This is a genomic window from Propionivibrio sp., assembly GCF_047602565.1.
Taxonomy (GTDB): domain Bacteria; phylum Pseudomonadota; class Gammaproteobacteria; order Burkholderiales; family Rhodocyclaceae; genus Propionivibrio.
In genome coordinates, this window is sequence record NZ_JASGGX010000001.1 from 3,077,854 (window position 1) to 3,095,126 (window position 17,273).

Below are 17,273 nucleotides of genomic sequence, written 5' to 3' on the forward strand. Positions count from 1 at the left end.
CGTTCCCGAGGTGGCGCGTCAATCGAGGGCGACGTCGAGCGACGCCACCTGGTCCTCTTCGCGCAGCGCGGTGACGGTGACACGCCGGCGGCCGGCCAGGTCGAGGCCGAACAGCGCCCGCGACAGCGGGTTGATGAACAGCGACTCGATCCTGTTGCCGATGCCGCGCCCGCCGTGCGCCAGGTCGGCCAGGCAGCGGGCGAGCAGGGCCTCGCGCACCGCGTCGGCGAGCGCCAGTTGCAGGCCGAATTCCTCCTGCAGGCGGCGGGCGACGTTGGCCAGCATGCCGGTGAAGATCTGGCGCCCGACGTCGGGCGCGATGAAATCGAAGACCACGATGTTGTCGCCGATGCGGTTGAGAATCTCCGGCCGCGACAGGCGGTACTTGAAATAGTCGCCGATCGCGCCGCGCACCTTGCACTCGATCTGCTCGTACGGGTCGCCGGGGCGCACGCTCTGCACGCGGCGGCCATGCTCGTCCTCGACGTAGATGCCGAGGTTGGAGGTGAAAATCAGGATGGTTTCGGAAAAATACGCGGTGTCGCCACGGCCGTCGGTCAGGCGGCCGTCCTCCAGAATCTGGAGGAACTTGTCGAGGATGCGCGGGTGGGCCTTTTCGATCTCGTCGAACAGCACCACCGAGAACGGCTTTTCGCGCACCGCGTTGGTCAGCTCGCCGCCGGCGTCGAAACCGATGTAGCCCGGCGGCGCGCCGAGCAGGCGGGCGCCCGTGTGCTCCTCGGCGAATTCGCTCATGTCGAAGCGGATGTAGGCGCGCTCGTCGCCGAACACCAGCTGGGTCAGCGTCTTGGCCAGTTCGGTTTTGCCGACGCCGGTCGGGCCGGCGAAGAACAGCACGCCGCGCGGCCGGTTGCCGGCGTTGCGGGCTTGGGCGCCGGTCAGGTTCATGGCCGAGCGCATCAGGATGTCGAGGGCCTTGACCACGGCCTGGTGCTGGCCCTTGACGCGCGTCTCGATGAAGCTGCCGGCGTCGCGAATCCGGGCGCGCAGGTAATCCTTGCGCCACGGGTTGTCGAGGACGCCGACCTTGTAGCAGCGCACCGCGTCGTCGATGGCACGCAGGCCGAGCTGCTGGCGGCTGGCCAGCTCGGTGATGTCGGCCAGGGCGTTCAGCGTCATGCCTTCGGTGCCGTCGCAGAAGGCCTTGACGAAGGCTTCGCGCTCGCCGGCCGCGGCCTGCGCGTAGCCCTCGAACAGCGGCGCCAGCTGGTGCGCCGCGGCCAGCCGGGTCTCATAATCGGGTCGGGCGACGGTGAGGCTGGCCACCCGCTCGCTGTCCAGCGCGAACCACGATGGCAGGTCCTGCGGCCGGTTGAGCAGCCAGAGCACCGGGTTGAACAGCGGCCGGCCGCCGTCGCGCGGCACGATCGGCGCCGCGGTCAGCGACAGCTTTTCGGCGGCGACGAAAAAGCGGTGTTCGCCTTCGCCGGGATGGTCGGGCTGGCGCGTCAGCCGCGAAGCGAAGTCGACGACCAGCGCGCAGCGCACCTCGCGCTGCGCGGCCACCGCCTGCATCAGCTTGCCCAGGCTTTCGAGGCTGATCATCCGGCTGCCGGCCGACGGCTTGAGGTCGAACAGCCGCTCCGCGAGCTCGCGGCAAGGCGCTTCGTCCGGGTAGACGCGGATGCCGTCGCTCGGGTCGAAAACCAGCAGGCAGCGGTAATCGCGGCCGCTCAGCGTTTCCCATAAGGCGCGCAGCAACGGCACCAGCGAGGGGCCGCCGGCCAGCGGCACGAGGAAACTGTCGCGGATGTTGCCGGAGACGATGAATTGCGAGCGGATCGGCAGCAGGCGGTCGAAGTCGCGCAGCCAGCGGGGGATCGGCACGGCGTCCTGGCTCATCGGATTTCCTTTTGCCGCAGTTGCGTTGGCGGACGGGCAGCGTCTTCGTCGGTGAAGCGCGGCAGCTGCGCGCGCTCGACCAATTGCACCGGCAGTTCGCCGGCGGCCAGGCGGCGGGTGACCTCCAGCCGCAGGCCGCGCAACGCGAGCGCCTGCAGCAGCGCCGGGAATTCGGCGCACCAGCGGTCCTCGGCCAGATGGTCGAGGACCGAGCGTTCGTTGTCACCTGCGTCGACGGCGCGCACGACGTTGAAATTGGCGCCTGCCTCGAATCCGGAACCGCCGGCATGCGCCTTGACGCGCAGGCGGACCTGATAGTCGCCCCAGCCGGGGCGGCGGAAGTGCACCAGTCCGCCTTCGACGAACAGCGTCTCGCTGACTCCCTCAACCTGGTAACCGAGGTCTTCGAGCGTCTGTTCGAGCACCAGGGCGCCGGCGGCGCGTGCCGCTTCTTCCTGGAATCGCTGGATGGCGCGCCGCAGTTCAATTTCCAGCAGTTCGCGGCGTTCCTGGCCGGACGCCGCGGACAGCTCGCGGGCCAGGCGTTCGATGTCCTCGGGCAGCGGGCCGAGCGCCGCCGCTCGCGCCAGCAGGCGTACCGCGGCCGTCGGCTCGAGAGGCACCGCGGACGCCTGCATGGCAGCCAGCGCGTCCAGCGACAAGCCGGCCGGCGGCGCGTCTTCATCGCCGGCGAGCATGGCGTGCAGGCCGGTTTCGAGACGCTCGTTGAGTGCCAGCACGTGCTCGAGGTAGGCGGCCAGATCGGCGGCATCGGTTCCGGCTGGGCGCGGTGGAAGCGTCGCACGCAACGCGGAGGCGGCGCCGTAGGGAGCGGACAGTTCGCACAGCCGCGCGTGGCGCTGTTCGGCCTCCCGACAGCGCGCGTCGAGCGCGGCTTGGCCCGCCGTCGTCGCGGTCTCCTGGCGTGCCGCTCGCCCAGTTCGGCGGCCTCGCGGTAGCCCGCCTGCACGGCCCTGGCGGCCCGGATAGCCGCGGCAGCCAGCAACAGGGTCAGCAGATCGCCGGTGAAGATGACGGAAGTCGGGCCGCTCATGATGGTTGCAAAAACGGAACAGCTCGCATTTTGCAACAGAAGCCCGTGTTTGTGCGGTTTTCGGAGGGCCGCCGGGACCGGTCGTCGGCGCCGGCGGCCTCGCTTGCGGTCGCTGCCGGAAAAAACCGGTCAGCCGTGCCGCGCAAGCGGGGGAAGGATCACTTCAGGCCGAGAATCCACTTGGCCAGTTTGTCGGCTTCGTCGGGCTTGACGGTGGTGTTGGGCGGCATGAACGGCAGCGTCGCCTTGCCTTCCTTCTGCCAGCCGGCGCCGGCCGGTACCGGCGTGCCCTTCACGATTGTTTCGGCAACCTTGGCCTCGGCTCCCTTCTGGCCCGCGTACTTCTTGGCGACTTCCTTGTAGGTCGGCCCGATCAGCTTCTTGTCGACGGTGTGGCAGGCCAGACACCCCTTGGCCTTGGCCAGCGCCTCGTCGGCCAAGACCGGGCCGGAAACCAGGACGCCGGCGGCGAGTAGCAGGGAAAGGTGGGTAGTTTTCATGCATGCGCTCCTGTTGATGGGAAAAAGACTCGATTCGAATGCGGGTTCATGGCGGATTTCTTTTCAATGCCGGCTGGAAGCGGCAAGCAGCGCGCCCGCCCCGATAAAGATTCCGCCGAAAAAGCGGTTTTGCGCCTTCATCGCGCGCGGGTTGCGCAGCCAGCGCCGCAGCCGCGTGGCGAGCAGAGCGTAGCCGGACATGACGATGCTGTCCACGCCGCACATGGTCGCGCCGATGATCGCGAACTGCAGCCATTGCGGCCGCGCCGGGTCGATGAACTGGGGCGTCAGGGCGGCCATGAAAACGATGGCCTTGGGGTTGGTCAGATTGACCAGCAGTCCCTGCGTGAACAATCCCTGCGGCTTGACGGCGGCCTCCTCGTCGCCGGGCGCCTGCGTCGCGTCGCGCCATTTCTGGATGCCGAGCCAGATCAGATAGGCCGCGCCGAGGAACTTCATGATGTTGAACGCCGTGGTCGAGGCGGACAGCAGGGCGCCCAGGCCGGCGGCGACGATGCTCAACTGGATGAGCAGCGCGCTCTGCAGTCCGCCGATGGCGCGCAGGGCGGCCAAGTAGCCGTGGCGCAGGCCGACGCTCATGCTGGTGGCGGCGCCCGGGCCGGGCGACACGGCGATCAGGATGGCGGCCAGCAGGAAGGCCAGCCAGGTGGCGAGGGCCATGGCTCAGCGCCGCTTGAGTTGGGAAACGTCGCGCACCGCGCCCTTGGCCGCCGAAGTGGCCATCATCGAGTACGCCTGCAGCGAGGCGGAGACCAGGCGTTGGCGCGGCGCCGCCGGCTGCCAGGCCCGTTCGCCCTTCGCGTCCATCGCCGCGCGCCGGCGCGCCAGTTCGGCCTCGGGCACGGCGAGGTGGATGCGCCGGTTGGGGATGTCGATCTCGATGGTATCGCCCTGCTCGATCAGCCCGATCGTGCCGCCCTCGGCCGCCTCCGGGGAAACGTGCCCGATGCACAGGCCCGACGAGCCGCCCGAGAAGCGCCCGTCGGTGACCAGCGCGCAGACCGTGCCCAGGTGCCTGGATTTCAGGTACGAGGTCGGGTAGAGCATTTCCTGCATGCCCGGACCGCCCTGCGGGCCTTCGTAGCGGATGATCACGATTTCGCCGGGCTTCACCTGGTCGCCGAGGATGCCCTGCACCGCGGCGTCCTGGCTCTCGAAGACGTGGGCGGTGCCGGTGAATTTCCAGATGCTTTCATCGACCCCGGCGGTCTTGACGATGCAGCCGTCCTCGGCCAGGTTGCCGTAGAGCACGGCCAGCCCGCCGTCCTGCGAATAGGCGTGTTCCCGGTCGCGGATGCAGCCTTGCGCGCGGTCGCGGTCCAGGTCCGGATAGCGCGTGCTCTGCGAGAAGGCGACCTGGGTCGGCACGCCGCCCGGGCCGGCCCGGTAGAATTCGTCCGTCGCCGCGCCGCGCGTCGGGCGCATCACGTCCCAGCCGTCCAGCGCCTCGCCGAGCGTCCTGGCATGCACGGTGCCGACGCCGCGGTGGAGCAGGCCGCAGCGGTCCAGTTCGCCGAGGATGCCGAAGATGCCGCCGGCCCGATGCACGTCCTCGATGTGGTACTTCTCGGTGGCGGGCGCCACCTTGCACAGGCAGGGCACCTTGCGCGAAATGCGGTCGATGTCGGCCATGGTGAAGTTGACGCCGGCCTCGCGGGCGATCGCCAGAAGATGCAACACGGTGTTGGTCGAGCCGCCCATGGACACGTCGAGCGACATGGCGTTCTCGAAGGACGCGAAGGTGGCGATGCCGCGCGGCAGGACCGAGGCGTCGTCCTGCTCGTAGTAGCGCCGGCAGAGTTCGACGATGCGCCGGCCGGCTTCCAGGAACAGCCCTTTGCGGTCGGCGTGCGTGGCCACCACCGTGCCGTTGCCCGGCAGCGCCAGACCGAGCGCCTCGGCCAGGCAGTTCATCGAGTTGGCGGTGAACATGCCCGAACAGGAGCCGCAGGTCGGACAGGCGGAGCGTTCGATGGATTCGACGTCGGCGTCGGAGACGGTGTCGTCGGCGGCCTTGACCATCGCGTTGACCAGATCGAGATGGATGGTTTTGCCGGCGATGACCACTTTGCCGGCCTCCATCGGGCCGCCGGAAACGAAGATCGTCGGGATGTTGACGCGCATCGCGGCCATCAGCATGCCCGGGGTGATCTTGTCGCAGTTGGAGATGCACACCATGGCGTCGGCGCAGTGGGCGTTGACCATGTATTCGACCGAATCGGCGATCAGGTCGCGCGAGGGCAGCGAGTAGAGCATGCCGTCGTGGCCCATGGCGATGCCGTCGTCGATGGCGATGGTGTTGAATTCCTTGGCGATGCCGCCGGCCGCCTCGATGGCGCCGGCCACCAGCTGGCCGAGATCCTTGAGGTGGACGTGGCCCGGGACGAACTGGGTGAAGGAATTGACCACGGCGACGATCGGTTTGCCGAAATCGCCGTCCTTCATCCCGGTGGCGCGCCACAGGGCGCGGGCGCCGGCCATGTTGCGGCCATGGGTGGAGGTGCGGGAGCGATAGGCGGGCATGGCGGTTCTCCGGAACAAAAAAGCGCCTGGGGCGGCGCGCGGGGCGGAACGATATAATCGCGATTCTATCCGAAAGACCCCGGCCTGAGGCTCATGCTGATTTATCCCAAGATCGATCCGGTGGCGCTGCAGATCGGCCCGCTGGCGGTGCGCTGGTACGGGCTGATGTACCTGGCGGCGTTCTTCCAGTTCTGGTGGCTCGGCCGGCGGCGCATCCTCACGCAGCCGTGGCTCGCCAAGGCCGGCTGGAGCGTGCCGGAACTCGACGATCTGCTGTTCTTCGGCGTGCTCGGCGTGATCGTCGGCGGGCGGCTCGGCGAGGTGCTGTTCTACCAGCCGGACTACTACCTGCGCCACCCGCTGGAGATCTTCGCCGTCTGGCACGGCGGCATGTCCTTCCACGGCGGCTTTCTCGGCGTGCTGCTGGCGATGGCGCTGTACGTGCGCAAGACCGGGCGCAACTGGCTCGACGTCACCGACTTCATCGCGCCGCTGGTGCCGCTCGGGCTGGCCGCCGGGCGCCTTGGCAACTTCATCAACGGCGAACTGTGGGGGCGCGTCGCCGATTCGTCCCTGCCGTGGGCCATGGTCTTTCCCCACGTCGACCTGCTGCCGCGGCATCCCTCGCAGCTCTACCAGGCCGGGCTGGAGGGCGTGGCGCTGTTCGTCGTGCTCTGGCTGTATTCGCGCCGGGAGCGGCCGCGCGGCGCCGTATCGGGCGCGTTCCTGACGGGCTACGGGGTCTTCCGCTTCGTCGCCGAGTATTTCCGCACGCCCGACGCGGGCATCTTCGGGCAGTCCGACGTCGTCAGCATGGGCCAATGGCTGTCGCTGCCGATGATCCTCGCCGGCGTCGCCATGCTCGCCTGGGCCGGCCGGCGCCGCGCATGAGCCGGCGGCCTGCGGTTTTCCACAGGCGGGTCCGCAAGGCGGGCGTTTTGTTGGATAATCGCGCTTTGCCTTGTATCAGCCACATCGTATTTTTGCCATCGTTAAAGGACAGTCGCCATGAACCTCTCGCATATCGAACACATCGGCATCGCCGTCAAGAGCCTCGACGAAGCCATTCCGTTCTGGGAAAAGCAGCTGGGCATGAAGTGCTACTCGATCGAGGAAGTCAAGGATCAGAAGGTGCGCACCGCCTTCTTCAAGATCGGGCAGTCCAAGATCGAACTGCTCGAATCGACCGATCCGGAAGGCCCGATCGGCAAGTTCATCGAAAAGAAGGGCGAAGGCATCCACCACATGGCGATCGCCAGCACGGGCCTGCAGGAGAATCTCGACGAGCTGTCCGGCAAGGGCGTGCAACTGATCGACAAGGCGCCGCGCAAGGGCGCCGAAGGGCTCAACATCGCCTTCCTGCACCCCAAGGCGACCGGCGGCGTGCTGCTGGAACTGTGCGAAGACCCCAACAAGTAAGTCTCCGTCGGCATCCCTGCGGGACGGGGAAGGTTTCGGCCGGCCGCCTCGGCGGGCCGGCGCATGCCATGGCCGCCCGTCCGGGGCGGCTTCGTTTCTCATGGGGGCGTCGATGAACGGATTTTCCCTGCCGGCGGCCCGGGCCGCCAATCGGGCTTCCCCTCGACCCGCGACCCGCGCCGCCTTCCGCGACGCGGAAGGCGCGTCGCGGTGGCTGGCCGCGCAGCCGCAAGCCAACGTGCCGGCCATGCTGGCCGGCCTCCAGGACCAGATCGAGGCGCTCAACCGCCACGACCTGCCTCCCCGCGAGCGGTTCAAGACCCTGGAAGTGCTGCGCAAGGCGGTGTTCGCCGTCGGCCACGATTGCCGGCGTCGTTGCGAGGGCAAGCCGCTGCCGCTGGCCGCCGCCGAACGGGCCACGCTCGACGCGGCGCGCCGGCTGTGGCGCGGCTACGCCGCCGGCTATCAACACTGCCTGCAGGCTTGCCTGGACGGCGATGCTTCCCTGTCCAAGCGTTCGGCGCGCGTGGCGCACCGGGTTGCCGCGTGCCTGCGCATGGAACAGCTGACGGGCTACGCCGGAGGCGCCGCGCCGGGGCCGGGATTCTGGAAGGCTTTCCACGCGCTCTTCCTCTCGGCCGAACGGCTCGGCTGCGCCAGCGAGCCGGTGGAGGACCGCTTGCTCGGCGAAACCCGCACGTCGTCGGTTTCCGGGCAGTACGCCATGGCGCTGATGCTGCACCTGGCGCAGCCGTTCTCGCTGAGCGGCGGGCAGCTGGCGGCGGCGGTGCGCTGGCTGGCGCGCTGGCGCGAGCGGGTGCGGATCGCGGCGCGGCCGGACATCGAAGCGAAGTCCTGCCCGCTGCTTCTGGATCTGGCCGAGGACCAGCCGCTGCATGAAGGCCGCCGCGAGGCCTACCTGCCCCGCTGGCTGGTGCTCGATTCCGTGCTGGGCAAGATGCGCGGGCGCCGCGAGGCGCTGGCCGCCGGCGAGTCGCCGGAAAGCCTCAAGCTCGGCGACCGCCTGCCGGCGGAGGGCTGCATGGCCCTGCTCGAAACGCTGGCCGACCGCCTGCAGCACCCGCCGCAGGCGCTGCCCGCCGACCCGGCCGGCATGCCGGAACTGTCGGTCGGCGCCGGCCTGGACGTCATCCACCGCCTGCTGGGCGGCGGCGGACTGGCGGAAGCGCTGCATCCGGCCTCCGCCACCGACGATCACCTCGCCAGCGAGCAGCTGGCGGTGTTCGGGCACGTCGTGCGCGAGGCGCCGCCGCGCGCCGAGGCCGGGCTGGAACGCTGGCGTCTGGCGCGCCGGGAACGCAAGGAACTGGTGCTGCTGCGCCCGCCGGGCAACGGCGCGTCGCGGCTGGCCCTGCGCGGCCTGCTCGCCATCCGCCGGCAGGAGGGCTGCCTGCTGGCGGTGATCACCGGGCTTCGGCAAGGCGAGGACGGGACGCTATGCTGTACCGCCACGCTGCTTGCGGACGGCGCCGCGCCGCGCGGCGTCGAGGTGCGCGACCGGATCACCGGCAAAGTCGAGCGCCACCCCGCGCTGCTGCTGGCCGCGGGCGGCGAGCGCGCCCGGCCGGATCTGCTGCTGACGCCGGCCGGCGTGATGGCGCGGGCGTCCGGCGCCCGCTTCCTCGACGGCGGCGGGCAGGCGTTGCCCGGACTGCGCCTGGGCGACTGCCTGGAGCGCGGTGGCGAAGTGGACTTCTGGCGGCTGGCCTCCGACGGGTGAGAGGGTCGTCCCGATGCGCGTCCTGCTCGTGCTGACCAATCTGCCGGACCGCGAATCGGCCGAGTCCCTCGCGCAAACCCTGGTGGAAAGGCGGCTGGCCGCCTGCGTCAACGTCCTGGCGCCGTGCCGCTCCGTCTATCGCTGGAAAGGGACGGTCGAAGCGGCCGGCGAAGTGCCCGTGCTGATCAAGACCACCGAGGCGCGCTACGCGGCACTGGCCGCGGCGATCCGCGAGCGGCATCCCTATGAATTGCCGGAAATCATCGCCCTGCCGGTGAGCGCCGGCCTGCCGGACTACCTGGCCTGGGTCGCCGCCGAGACCGGGGACGACGAAAGGCCGCCCGCATGATGCGCGCCGTGTTCCTCTGCCTGCTGTGGGCGGCGAGCGCGCTGGCCGGCGGCGCGGAACTGCTGCGCCCGGAGGAGGCCTTCAAGGCGTCGGCGCGCGCCCTGGACGGCCAGACCATCGAAGTGCGCTTCGAGATCGCCGGCGGCTATTACCTGTACCGCGACAAATTCCGTTTTTCCGTCGAGCCCGAGGGCGTGCGGCTCGGGCCGGCCGTCCTGCCGAAGGGCCGGGAGAAGATGGACGAGACCTTCGGCAAGGTCGAGGTGTTCTATCGCGAGGTAGCGATCCGGTTGCCGGTCGAGGAACGCAACGCTTCGGGCGTCCTGCCGCTGACCCTGCAGGCCACGTCGCAGGGCTGCGCCGACGCCGGCGTCTGCTATCCGCCGCACAAGCAGGCGATCCGCCTCGAACTGCCCGATCCGTCCGCCGCGCCGGCGGCGGTGGCTCCGGCCGGCAGCGACGAATCCGGGCGCATCGCGCGGCTGCTCGCGGACGCCACGCTCGGCTGGGCGGCGCTCAGCTTTTTCGGCTTCGGGCTGTTGCTGTCGCTGACGCCCTGCACGTTCCCGATGCTGCCGATCCTGTCCGGCATCGTCGTCGGCGCCGGCCGCCACGGCCGGCCCGTGTCGCGCCTGCGCGCCTGCGCGCTGTCGCTGGCCTACGTGTCCGGCATGGCCGTGGTCTACGCCGCGGCGGGCGTGGCCGCCGGGCTGTCCGGCACGATGATCTCCGGCGCCCTGCAGAACGCCTGGGTGCTCGGCGCCTTCGCGCTGGTCTTCGTCGTGCTGGCCCTGTCGATGTTCGGTCTGTTCGAACTGCAATTGCCGTCCTTCCTGCAAAGCCGCGCGTCGGAGGGGGCATCCCGGCTGCGCGGCGGCTCGCTGCCCGGCGTGGCGGTCATGGGCGGGCTGTCGGCGCTGATCGTCGGGCCGTGCGTCGCGGCGCCGCTCGCCGGGGCGCTGCTCTACATCGGCAGCACCGGCGACGCGCTGCTCGGCGGCCTGGCCCTGTTCTGCATGGCGCTGGGCATGGGCGTGCCGCTGCTGGCCGTCGGCGTCTCGGCGGGCGCCCTGCTGCCCAAGGCCGGGCCGTGGATGGTGGCGGTCAACCGGGTCTTCGGCGTGGTCCTGCTGGCCAGCGCGGTGTGGATCGTGGCGCCGCTCGTGCCGGTTGCCGTGCAGATGCTGGCCTGGGCGCTGCTGCTGATCGTGCCGGCGATCTTCCTGCGCGCCCTCGATCCGCTGCCGCCGCAGGCCAGGGGCTGGCAGCGTTTCGGCAAGGCCATCGGCGTGGTCCTGCTGCTGCTCGGCGCCGCCATGCTGGCCGGTGCGCTGGCCGGCGCGCGCGATCCGCTGCGGCCGCTTGCCGCCTTCGGGCAGGCCGGCGCCGAAGCGCGCCCGTTGCCGTTCGAGCGCGTGCGTTCGCCGGCCGAACTCGACGCGCGCATTGCCGCCGCCGGGCGGCCGGTCATGCTCGATTTCTACGCCGACTGGTGCGTGTCGTGCAAGGAGATGGAGCGCTACACCTTCACCGATCCGCGCGTGCGCGCAAAGCTGTCCGGATGGCTGCTGCTGCAGGCCGACGTGACGGCCGACGCGCCGGACGACCGGGCGCTGCTCGCGCGCTTCAAGCTGTTCGGACCGCCCGGCATCATCTTCTTCGATCCGGCCGGCCGCGAAGTGGCGGGCGTCCGCGTCGTCGGCTACCAGGCGGCCGACGAATTCCTCAGTTCGCTGGCTGCGACGGGGCTGTGACCGACGCGGCGACGCCCGCGGTCAGGATGCCGAGCATCGCCTGCGCGTGTTCGGCGGCTTCGCGGCCCAGGCGGGTCAGATAGCCGCCGTCGGGCAGGGTGATCAGCCCCTTGGCGTGCAGGCGCAGGGCCGCCGCCCTGACGTTCTCGTCGGCGCTCTTGTGCACCTTGATCCCCTGGTGGCCGGAGTCGAGATCGAAGCGGATCAGGGTGTTCAGCTCGTGAACCAGGTCGGGCGTGTAGGGCATGATCGTTCCCGCGGACGGAAAATGGAGGGAGGCCCCCATTCTAGCCAGCTTTCATGAGCTGCACGAGAGCATCGAGCAGCCCGGCTTGTGCCGTGCCCAGTCCGGCCGCTTCTGCGCGAAGCGTTCCCTGCCCGGCTGTTCGGCGTACGGCCGGCGCAGCACGTCGAGCAGTTCGCCGATCGGCGCCGCATCGCCCTGCTCGGCCCGGTCGATGGCCTCCTGGGCCAGGTAGTTGCGCAGCACGTAGCGCGGATTGGCGGCGTCCATGCGCGCCTGCCGCCGCGCCGCCGGCTCGCCGTCGGCCCGGACCCGCTCGGCCCAGCGTTCCAGCCAGGCCGTGAACGCGGCGGCGTGCGCGGCGCGTTTTTCCGCGTCGTAGAAGGCCGCGTCGAGCGGCGCGAGCGACGGCGCCTGCGGATCGACGGCGGCCAGTGCGCGGAAAAACAGCGTCATGTCGACTTCCGCCGCCTGCAGGAGGTCGAAGGCCTGCTCGACGAGCGGCGTGTCGTCCTCGCGCCATTGCGCGAAGCCGAACTTGGCGGCGAAGGCGCGCTGGAATTCCGCCGCGTACGTCGTGTTGTAGCGCTCCAGCTCGGCGTGCAGCGTGTCGGCGTCGGGCCCGATCAGCGTCAGCGCGTCGGCCAGCCGTTCGAGGTTCCAGCGCGCGATCGCCGGCTGGCGGGCGAAGCAGTAGCGGCGCCCCTGCGCGTCGGTGGTGTTCGGCGTCCACGCTGGATCGAAGTCGTCGACCCAGCCGTAGGGACCATAGTCGATGGTCAGGCCGAGGATCGACATGTTGTCGGTATTCATCACCCCATGCACGAAGCCGACGCGCATCCAGTGCGCCATCAGGCGCGCCGTGCGCTCGCAGACCTCGGCGAACCAGCGCACCAGGCGCTCCTCGGGCGCGCCGGCGATCTCCGGGAAGTCGCGCGACAGGGTGAAATCGACCAGTTGCCGCAGCAAGGGCGCGTCGCCGCGCGCCGCCGGCAGCTCGAAATGCCCGAAGCGGATGAACGACGGCGCGACGCGGCAGAGCACCGCGCCGGGCTCGTCGACCGGGTGGCCGTCGTAGAACATGTCGCGCACCACCGCCTCGCCCGTGGCGACCAGTGCCAGCGCGCGCGTCGTCGGCACGCCGAGGTGGTGCATGGCCTCGCTGCACAGGAATTCGCGGATCGACGAACGCAGCACCGCGCGCCCGTCGGCGCGGCGGCTGTAGGGCGTCGGGCCGGCACCCTTGAGTTGCAGCTCGAAACGCTGCCCGGCGGCATTGACCGCCTCGCCGAGAAAGATGGCGCGCCCGTCGCCGAGCTGGTTGGCCCAGGAGCCGAACTGGTGCCCGCCGTAGCAGGTGGCGTACGTCGCCATCCCCGGCAGGAGGCCGTTGCCGGAGAGCGCGGCCAGCCATTCCGGGGAATGCAGCTCGCGCTCGCCCAGGCCGAGCAGATCCGCCATCTCGCGCGACCACGCGATGAGCCGGGGCGCGGCGACCGGGGTCGGCGCGACGGGGGACCACAGGGCGCCGAGCACTTGGCGCGGATGGTTACGCACGTCGGCGTCGCCTGGCAGTTCGCGCACGAGGCGGTTGTCGAAACACAGCATGGGAGTCGGCCGGAAAAGGGTGTCCGTGTTGGTCAGGAGCGGACGGCGCGAGTTCCCGCAGGCGCGGCATGGAAGGGCCGCTAGGCGGGCGGCCAAAGGAAACAGCCCAGAAGGTTTGCGCCTTCCGGGCTGTCGGATAATGTCCCCGCCTGTGCCGTTAGGCCGGCATCCTGAACCGGGGTCCAGAGGGGGTAGCTTCCCTTCCGCATCAGGTCCACCCGGCAAAGGGGCGGGCACAACAACGGATTTTCAGGTCAGCCAACCGATGCCAATTTAGCATTGGTTCAAGGAATCTATGGCCTTGACGAACACTGCAGGGAACAACTGGCGGAAGGGTCAGATCAACTTGTCCTGCGGTTCCAGCACCGAGTCGAGCTGCGCTTCCATGAGGGTGATTCTACGCTTTACCGCGCCGAAGTCCAGCCCCGGCTCGGGGCGGTGGACCGGCATCGAATTGCCTTCGGCGGGCCGGTTTTGCAGGGAGAGGAATTCGTGGGCGATGTTCAGCGCCACCATCACGGCGATGCGCTCGGCGATGTTGCTGCGGGTCTTTTCGGCGATCTCGTGCATCTTGCCGTTGACGTAGGCGACGGCCTTCTGCAGCGCTTCCCGGTCCTCCGGCGGGCAGGCGACCCGGTATTCCTTGCCGAGCAGGGTGATGTCGAGGAAATTGGCGTCGCTGGGCATGGAGTGGGTCAGGCGGGGGTCTTGGTTTCCGGCAATTGCCGCACGAGCTGTTCGATCCGGTTGCGCGCCGTTTCCATGCGTTCCGCGAGCCCGTTCCGTTCGGCCTCGGCGGCGGCCAACTGCTGCCGGAGCTGGGTGTTCTCGGCGCGCAGCGTGCGGCAGAGCGAAGCGACCTGGACGATTTTGCTTTCCAGCGCGTTGAGTTCGTTGACCATGGGCGGACTATAGTTTCACAAACCTTGTCGAGTCAAGGGATAAGCCTTGTTTTTGAATGTGAATTGTACGTCACGATCGATGTCGTGGCGAAGCGCCGGCGGGCTTGCGCTATAATCCCTCGGCTCACCGCCCTGCGGGCGGTGGAAGCGAATGCGCAAGGTGCCGCCAAGCGGATTCTCCGCGGCGGTTGAACGGGAAACAGGTGCGTGTCCTCGACACAATGCCTGTGCTGCCCCCGCAACGGTAAGCGAGTGTGGACGCGTTGACATGCCACTGGGCACATGGCCTGGGAAGGCGGCGCGTCAGGACTTGCGAGCCCGGATACCGGCCTGTGCGCTGAAGGAGGGAGTGCCGCGGGGAGGCGGGCACGGGCTGCGCGTTGGCTGTGAAGGCTTCTCCAGGACGGAATTCCCATTTGTATGGTATGCGCCGGTGCGCGGGGACGTGCGCCGGCTGCCGGGAGGAGTCGAAGTGAACAATCCGTGCAGTTTCCTGACGGCGGGCGCCCTGGCGCTGGCCGCCGCCTTTCCTGTCGCCGCCGCCGAGACGCAGGGCGACGTCATCGTGGTCACCGCCACCCGCCAGACGCAGCGGGCCAACGAGCTGCTCGCCGACGTGACGGTCGTGGACCGCGAGGAGATCGAGCGCAGCGGCCAGAACACCATCGCCGAGCTGCTGGCCCGCCAGCCGGGCATCCAGACCTCCACGTCGGGCGGTCCGGGAACGACCACCAGCTTCTACGTGCGCGGCGCGCGGCCGGAGCAGACCAAGGTGCTGGTTGACGGCATCCCGATCAATTCGGTCGATCTTTCGGGATCGCCGCTGCGCTTCCTGTCGCTGGCCGACGTCGAGCGGATCGAGATCCTGCGCGGGCCGGCCTCGGCGCTGTACGGGGCCGACGCCATCGGCGGCGTGATCCAGATCTTCACGCGCGGCGGGACGCCGGGGTTGCGCGGCGACGCCTTCGCCGGCTACGGCTCGCATGACACCTGGCAGGCAAACGCCGGCGTCTCGGGCGGCAACGAGCAATGGCGTTTCCGGATCGAGGGCAACACGACGTCGTCCGACAGCGTGTCGGCGCAGAAGCACGCGACCAACAAGGACGCGGACAAGGACGGCTACCGCAATTCCGGCGGCGCCGCTTCGCTGTCCTTCCTGCCGGCCGCCGGGCACGAGCTCGGCATCAAGCTGCGGCGCAACGAGGGGACGACGCATTACGACAGCGGCAACACGCCGGCCGACGGCGATTTCAACGATCGTATCGATTTCGAGACGACGCAGTGGCAGGCGTTTTCCCGCAACCGGCTCACCGAGGCGTGGACCAGCAAGCTGCAGTACGGCGAATCGATCGACTTCCAGAAGAACTATTCGGCCTGGTCGCCGGACGGCGACTGGCTGCGTACCAAGAACAGCCAGGCGAGCTGGCAGAACGACATCGTGCTGCCGCTGGGCAAGGCGCTGGTGGCGATCGAAAGCCTGCGCCAGCAGGCTTCTCCCGAGGACAGCTTCAGCGACAAGTCGAAGCAGACGACGAATTCGCTGCTGGCCGGCTGGACGGCGCACCTGGGCGACCACCGCTGGCAGCTGAGCGCGCGCCAGGACGATCATTCGGAATTCGGCCACAAGGGCACCTACGCGCTGTCCTACGGCTATCAGATCACCGACGCGCTGCGCGCGCAGGCGAGCTACGGCACGGCGTTCAAGGCGCCGAGCCTGTACCAGCTGTACGTGCCGCTGTACGGCAACGCCGATCTCAAGCCCGAGGAGGCGAAGAACCGCGAGGCGTCGCTGATCTGGGAACGCGGCAGCCATACGCTGTCGGCGACGTGGTATCTGAATAAGGTCGAGAACCTGATCGACTTCTCGGCGGCGACCTGGACCTACGAGAACGTCTCCAGCGCCCGCCTCGAAGGCGCGACGCTGGCCTATGCCGGGCAGTTCGGCGACTGGTCGCTGCGCGCGGCCTACGACTGGCTCGACGCGGTCAACGAGGATACCGACCTGCGCCTCGGGCGGCGCGCCAGAAACAAGGCCACGCTGGCGGTGTCGCGGAACTGGGGCGCGCTCGACACCGGCGTCGAATGGGTGGGCGTCGGGCGGCGCTACAACACCAACGACGAGACGGAGGAGATGGGCGCCTACGGCCTGGTCAACCTGACGGCGCGCTACGCGATCAACAAGGAGCTGTCCGTCGAGGGCCGGGTCGACAACCTGTTCGACAAGCAGTACGAATCGGTGCGCGGGTACAACACCACCGGCCTGGCCGCCTTCGTCGGGCTGCGCTACCAGCCGAGATAGGCTCCGTGCCCTCCCGCCGCCGCGCCCTGCTCATCCTGGCGCTCCTCGTCGGAGTGTCGGCGGCGAGCGTGTCGCTGGCGCTGATGGCGGGCAGCCTGCGCATTTCGCTGCCGGAAGTGTTCGCGGCGCTGTCCGGGAACGGCGGCGGCATGGCCGCCGAGGTGGTGACCAGCCTGCGCCTGCCGCGCGCGCTGGCCGGCTTCGCCTGCGGCGGCCTGCTGGCGCTGGCCGGCGCGCTGCTCCAGGTGCTGCTGCGCAATCCGCTGGCCGATCCTTACATCCTCGGCATCTCGGGCGGCGCCGGAGTGGGGGCGATCCTGTCCATCCTCTTCGGCCTGGGCGTCGCGGGCGTCGCCGGCGCCTCGTTCGCCGGCGCGCTGGCCGCCATGCTGCTGGTCTTCGGTCTGGCGCACGGCGACGGCAGCTGGACGCAGACGCGCCTCCTGCTCACCGGCGTCATCGTGGCCGCCGGCTGCGGCGCGCTGGTCGCGCTGATCCTGTCGATCGCTCCCGACCACAAGCTGCACGGCATGCTGTTCTGGCTGATGGGCGACCTGTCGCAGGCGACCTATCCCGGGCTCTCGCTGTGGGCGCTGGCAGTGGTGTTGCTCGCTTCGCTGCCGTTCGCGCGCGAGCTCAACCTGCTGGCGCGCGGGCCGGACATGGCGCTCGCGCTCGGCGTGCGGGTCGGCGCGCTGCGCCGGGGCGTCTACCTGGTCGCCTCGCTGGCCACGGCGGCGGCGGTGGCGCAGGCCGGCTCGATCGGCTTCATCGGGCTGATCGTGCCGCATCTGGTAAGGCTGGCGGCGGGCAACGACCAGCGCCTGTTGCTGCCGGCCTCGGCGCTGGCTGGCGGCAGCCTGCTGGTGGTGGCCGACACGCTGGCGCGCACGCTGATCGCGCCGCAGCAGCTGCCGGTCGGCGTGCTCACCGCGCTGATCGGCGTGCCGGTCTTCCTCTTCCTGCTGGCGCGCGATTCGCGCCTGAGGCGGTGAC

The 17,273-nt window shown here is 69.6% G+C and carries 16 protein-coding genes, 1 other RNA gene and 1 riboswitch; of the genes, 7 read left to right on the top strand and 10 right to left on the bottom strand.

From position 1 onward, the window contains the following. Nucleotides 1–18: 18 nt before the first annotated feature. The 5 genes from QM701_RS14500 to ilvD form a co-directional block, all read right to left on the bottom strand. A complete protein-coding gene (locus QM701_RS14500; RefSeq protein ID WP_415167748.1) occupies nucleotides 19–1,863 on the bottom strand; it encodes an AAA family ATPase in 1,845 nt (614 codons plus the stop codon). Continuing rightward, a complete protein-coding gene (locus tag QM701_RS14505; RefSeq protein WP_415167749.1) occupies nucleotides 1,860–2,603 on the bottom strand; it encodes a hypothetical protein in 744 nt (247 codons plus the stop codon). Before QM701_RS14505 ends, QM701_RS14500 begins: the two co-directional genes overlap by 4 nt. A 472-nt stretch (nucleotides 2,604–3,075) precedes the next feature. Next, nucleotides 3,076–3,417: a c-type cytochrome gene (locus QM701_RS14510; RefSeq protein ID WP_415167750.1), complete on the bottom strand. Its 342-nt coding sequence runs from the start codon at nucleotides 3,415–3,417 to the stop codon at nucleotides 3,076–3,078. Between the two features lie 63 nt (nucleotides 3,418–3,480). Further along, a complete protein-coding gene (gene rhtB, locus QM701_RS14515) occupies nucleotides 3,481–4,098 on the bottom strand; it encodes a homoserine/homoserine lactone efflux protein (RefSeq protein WP_415167751.1) in 618 nt (205 codons plus the stop codon). A gap of 3 nt (nucleotides 4,099–4,101) precedes the next feature. Further along, nucleotides 4,102–5,961, bottom strand: coding sequence for a dihydroxy-acid dehydratase (ilvD, locus tag QM701_RS14520; RefSeq protein ID WP_415167752.1), 1,860 nt, complete (start codon nucleotides 5,959–5,961; stop codon nucleotides 4,102–4,104). Between the two features lie 93 nt (nucleotides 5,962–6,054). Between ilvD and lgt the strand changes: the two genes are divergently transcribed. The 5 genes from lgt to dsbD all read left to right on the top strand — a co-directional run bounded on the left by lgt (nucleotide 6,055) and on the right by dsbD (nucleotide 11,224). Continuing rightward, nucleotides 6,055–6,852, top strand: coding sequence for a prolipoprotein diacylglyceryl transferase (gene lgt / locus QM701_RS14525; protein WP_415167753.1), 798 nt, complete (start codon nucleotides 6,055–6,057; stop codon nucleotides 6,850–6,852). A 117-nt stretch (nucleotides 6,853–6,969) separates the two neighbouring features. After that, nucleotides 6,970–7,380 carry a methylmalonyl-CoA epimerase gene (gene mce / locus QM701_RS14530; RefSeq protein WP_415167754.1) on the top strand — a complete coding sequence of 137 codons (411 nt, stop codon included), beginning with the start codon at nucleotides 6,970–6,972 and terminating at the stop codon, nucleotides 7,378–7,380. Between the two features lie 112 nt (nucleotides 7,381–7,492). After that, entirely contained in the window at nucleotides 7,493–9,121 is a 1,629-nt protein-coding gene (locus QM701_RS14535; protein WP_415167755.1) for a hypothetical protein, read from the top strand. Between the two features lie 13 nt (nucleotides 9,122–9,134). After that, entirely contained in the window at nucleotides 9,135–9,470 is a 336-nt protein-coding gene (cutA, locus tag QM701_RS14540; RefSeq protein ID WP_415167756.1) for a divalent-cation tolerance protein CutA, read from the top strand. After that, nucleotides 9,470–11,224 (top strand): protein-disulfide reductase DsbD, encoded by a 1,755-nt coding sequence (gene dsbD / locus QM701_RS14545; RefSeq protein WP_415169403.1) that lies wholly within the window; start codon nucleotides 9,470–9,472, stop codon nucleotides 11,222–11,224. The genes cutA and dsbD overlap by 1 nt, the downstream gene beginning before the upstream one ends. On the opposite strand, the gene QM701_RS14550 is transcribed toward dsbD, so the two are convergent. The 5 genes from QM701_RS14550 to QM701_RS14570 form a co-directional block, all read right to left on the bottom strand. After that, a complete protein-coding gene (locus tag QM701_RS14550; RefSeq protein WP_415167757.1) occupies nucleotides 11,196–11,471 on the bottom strand; it encodes a TIGR02647 family protein in 276 nt (91 codons plus the stop codon). The genes dsbD and QM701_RS14550 overlap by 29 nt on opposite strands. A gap of 51 nt (nucleotides 11,472–11,522) precedes the next feature. After that, on the bottom strand, nucleotides 11,523–13,076 hold the full coding sequence (locus QM701_RS14555; RefSeq protein ID WP_415167758.1) for a protein adenylyltransferase SelO: 1,554 nt from the start codon (nucleotides 13,074–13,076) through the stop codon (nucleotides 11,523–11,525). A gap of 138 nt (nucleotides 13,077–13,214) precedes the next feature. After that, a non-coding RNA gene (ssrS, locus tag QM701_RS14560) (6S RNA) lies at nucleotides 13,215–13,399 on the bottom strand. Nucleotides 13,400–13,412: 13 nt separating this feature from the next. Then, nucleotides 13,413–13,763: a cell division protein ZapA gene (locus QM701_RS14565; RefSeq protein WP_415167759.1), complete on the bottom strand. Its 351-nt coding sequence runs from the start codon at nucleotides 13,761–13,763 to the stop codon at nucleotides 13,413–13,415. Between the two features lie 8 nt (nucleotides 13,764–13,771). Further along, nucleotides 13,772–13,978 (bottom strand): hypothetical protein, encoded by a 207-nt coding sequence (locus tag QM701_RS14570; protein WP_415167760.1) that lies wholly within the window; start codon nucleotides 13,976–13,978, stop codon nucleotides 13,772–13,774. A 141-nt stretch (nucleotides 13,979–14,119) separates the two neighbouring features. Continuing rightward, a riboswitch (cobalamin riboswitch) is annotated at nucleotides 14,120–14,327 on the top strand. 123 nt (nucleotides 14,328–14,450) lie between these two features. Between QM701_RS14570 and QM701_RS14575 the strand changes: the two genes are divergently transcribed. Then, nucleotides 14,451–16,277 (top strand): TonB-dependent receptor domain-containing protein, encoded by a 1,827-nt coding sequence (locus tag QM701_RS14575; RefSeq protein WP_415167761.1) that lies wholly within the window; start codon nucleotides 14,451–14,453, stop codon nucleotides 16,275–16,277. Nucleotides 16,278–16,282: 5 nt separating this feature from the next. After that, on the top strand, nucleotides 16,283–17,272 hold the full coding sequence (locus QM701_RS14580; protein WP_415167762.1) for a FecCD family ABC transporter permease: 990 nt from the start codon (nucleotides 16,283–16,285) through the stop codon (nucleotides 17,270–17,272). The last annotated feature ends 1 nt before the right edge of the window (nucleotide 17,273 follow it).

Excerpts from the sequence above, each read along its gene's own strand:
- QM701_RS14500 (WP_415167748.1), bottom strand. The coding sequence starts at position 1,863 with ATGAGCCAGGACGCCGTGCCGATCCCCCGCTGGCTGCGCGACTTCGAC.
- QM701_RS14510 (WP_415167750.1), bottom strand. The coding sequence starts at position 3,417 with ATGAAAACTACCCACCTTTCCCTGCTACTCGCCGCCGGCGTCCTGGTT.
- rhtB (WP_415167751.1), bottom strand. The coding sequence starts at position 4,098 with ATGGCCCTCGCCACCTGGCTGGCCTTCCTGCTGGCCGCCATCCTGATC.
- ilvD (WP_415167752.1), bottom strand. The coding sequence starts at position 5,961 with ATGCCCGCCTATCGCTCCCGCACCTCCACCCATGGCCGCAACATGGCC.
- lgt (WP_415167753.1), top strand. The coding sequence starts at position 6,055 with ATGCTGATTTATCCCAAGATCGATCCGGTGGCGCTGCAGATCGGCCCG.
- mce (WP_415167754.1), top strand. The coding sequence starts at position 6,970 with ATGAACCTCTCGCATATCGAACACATCGGCATCGCCGTCAAGAGCCTC.
- QM701_RS14535 (WP_415167755.1), top strand. The coding sequence starts at position 7,493 with ATGAACGGATTTTCCCTGCCGGCGGCCCGGGCCGCCAATCGGGCTTCC.
- cutA (WP_415167756.1), top strand. The coding sequence starts at position 9,135 with ATGCGCGTCCTGCTCGTGCTGACCAATCTGCCGGACCGCGAATCGGCC.
- dsbD (WP_415169403.1), top strand. The coding sequence starts at position 9,470 with ATGCGCGCCGTGTTCCTCTGCCTGCTGTGGGCGGCGAGCGCGCTGGCC.
- QM701_RS14550 (WP_415167757.1), bottom strand. The coding sequence starts at position 11,471 with ATGCCCTACACGCCCGACCTGGTTCACGAGCTGAACACCCTGATCCGC.
- QM701_RS14555 (WP_415167758.1), bottom strand. The coding sequence starts at position 13,076 with ATGCTGTGTTTCGACAACCGCCTCGTGCGCGAACTGCCAGGCGACGCC.
- QM701_RS14565 (WP_415167759.1), bottom strand. The coding sequence starts at position 13,763 with ATGCCCAGCGACGCCAATTTCCTCGACATCACCCTGCTCGGCAAGGAA.
- QM701_RS14570 (WP_415167760.1), bottom strand. The coding sequence starts at position 13,978 with ATGGTCAACGAACTCAACGCGCTGGAAAGCAAAATCGTCCAGGTCGCT.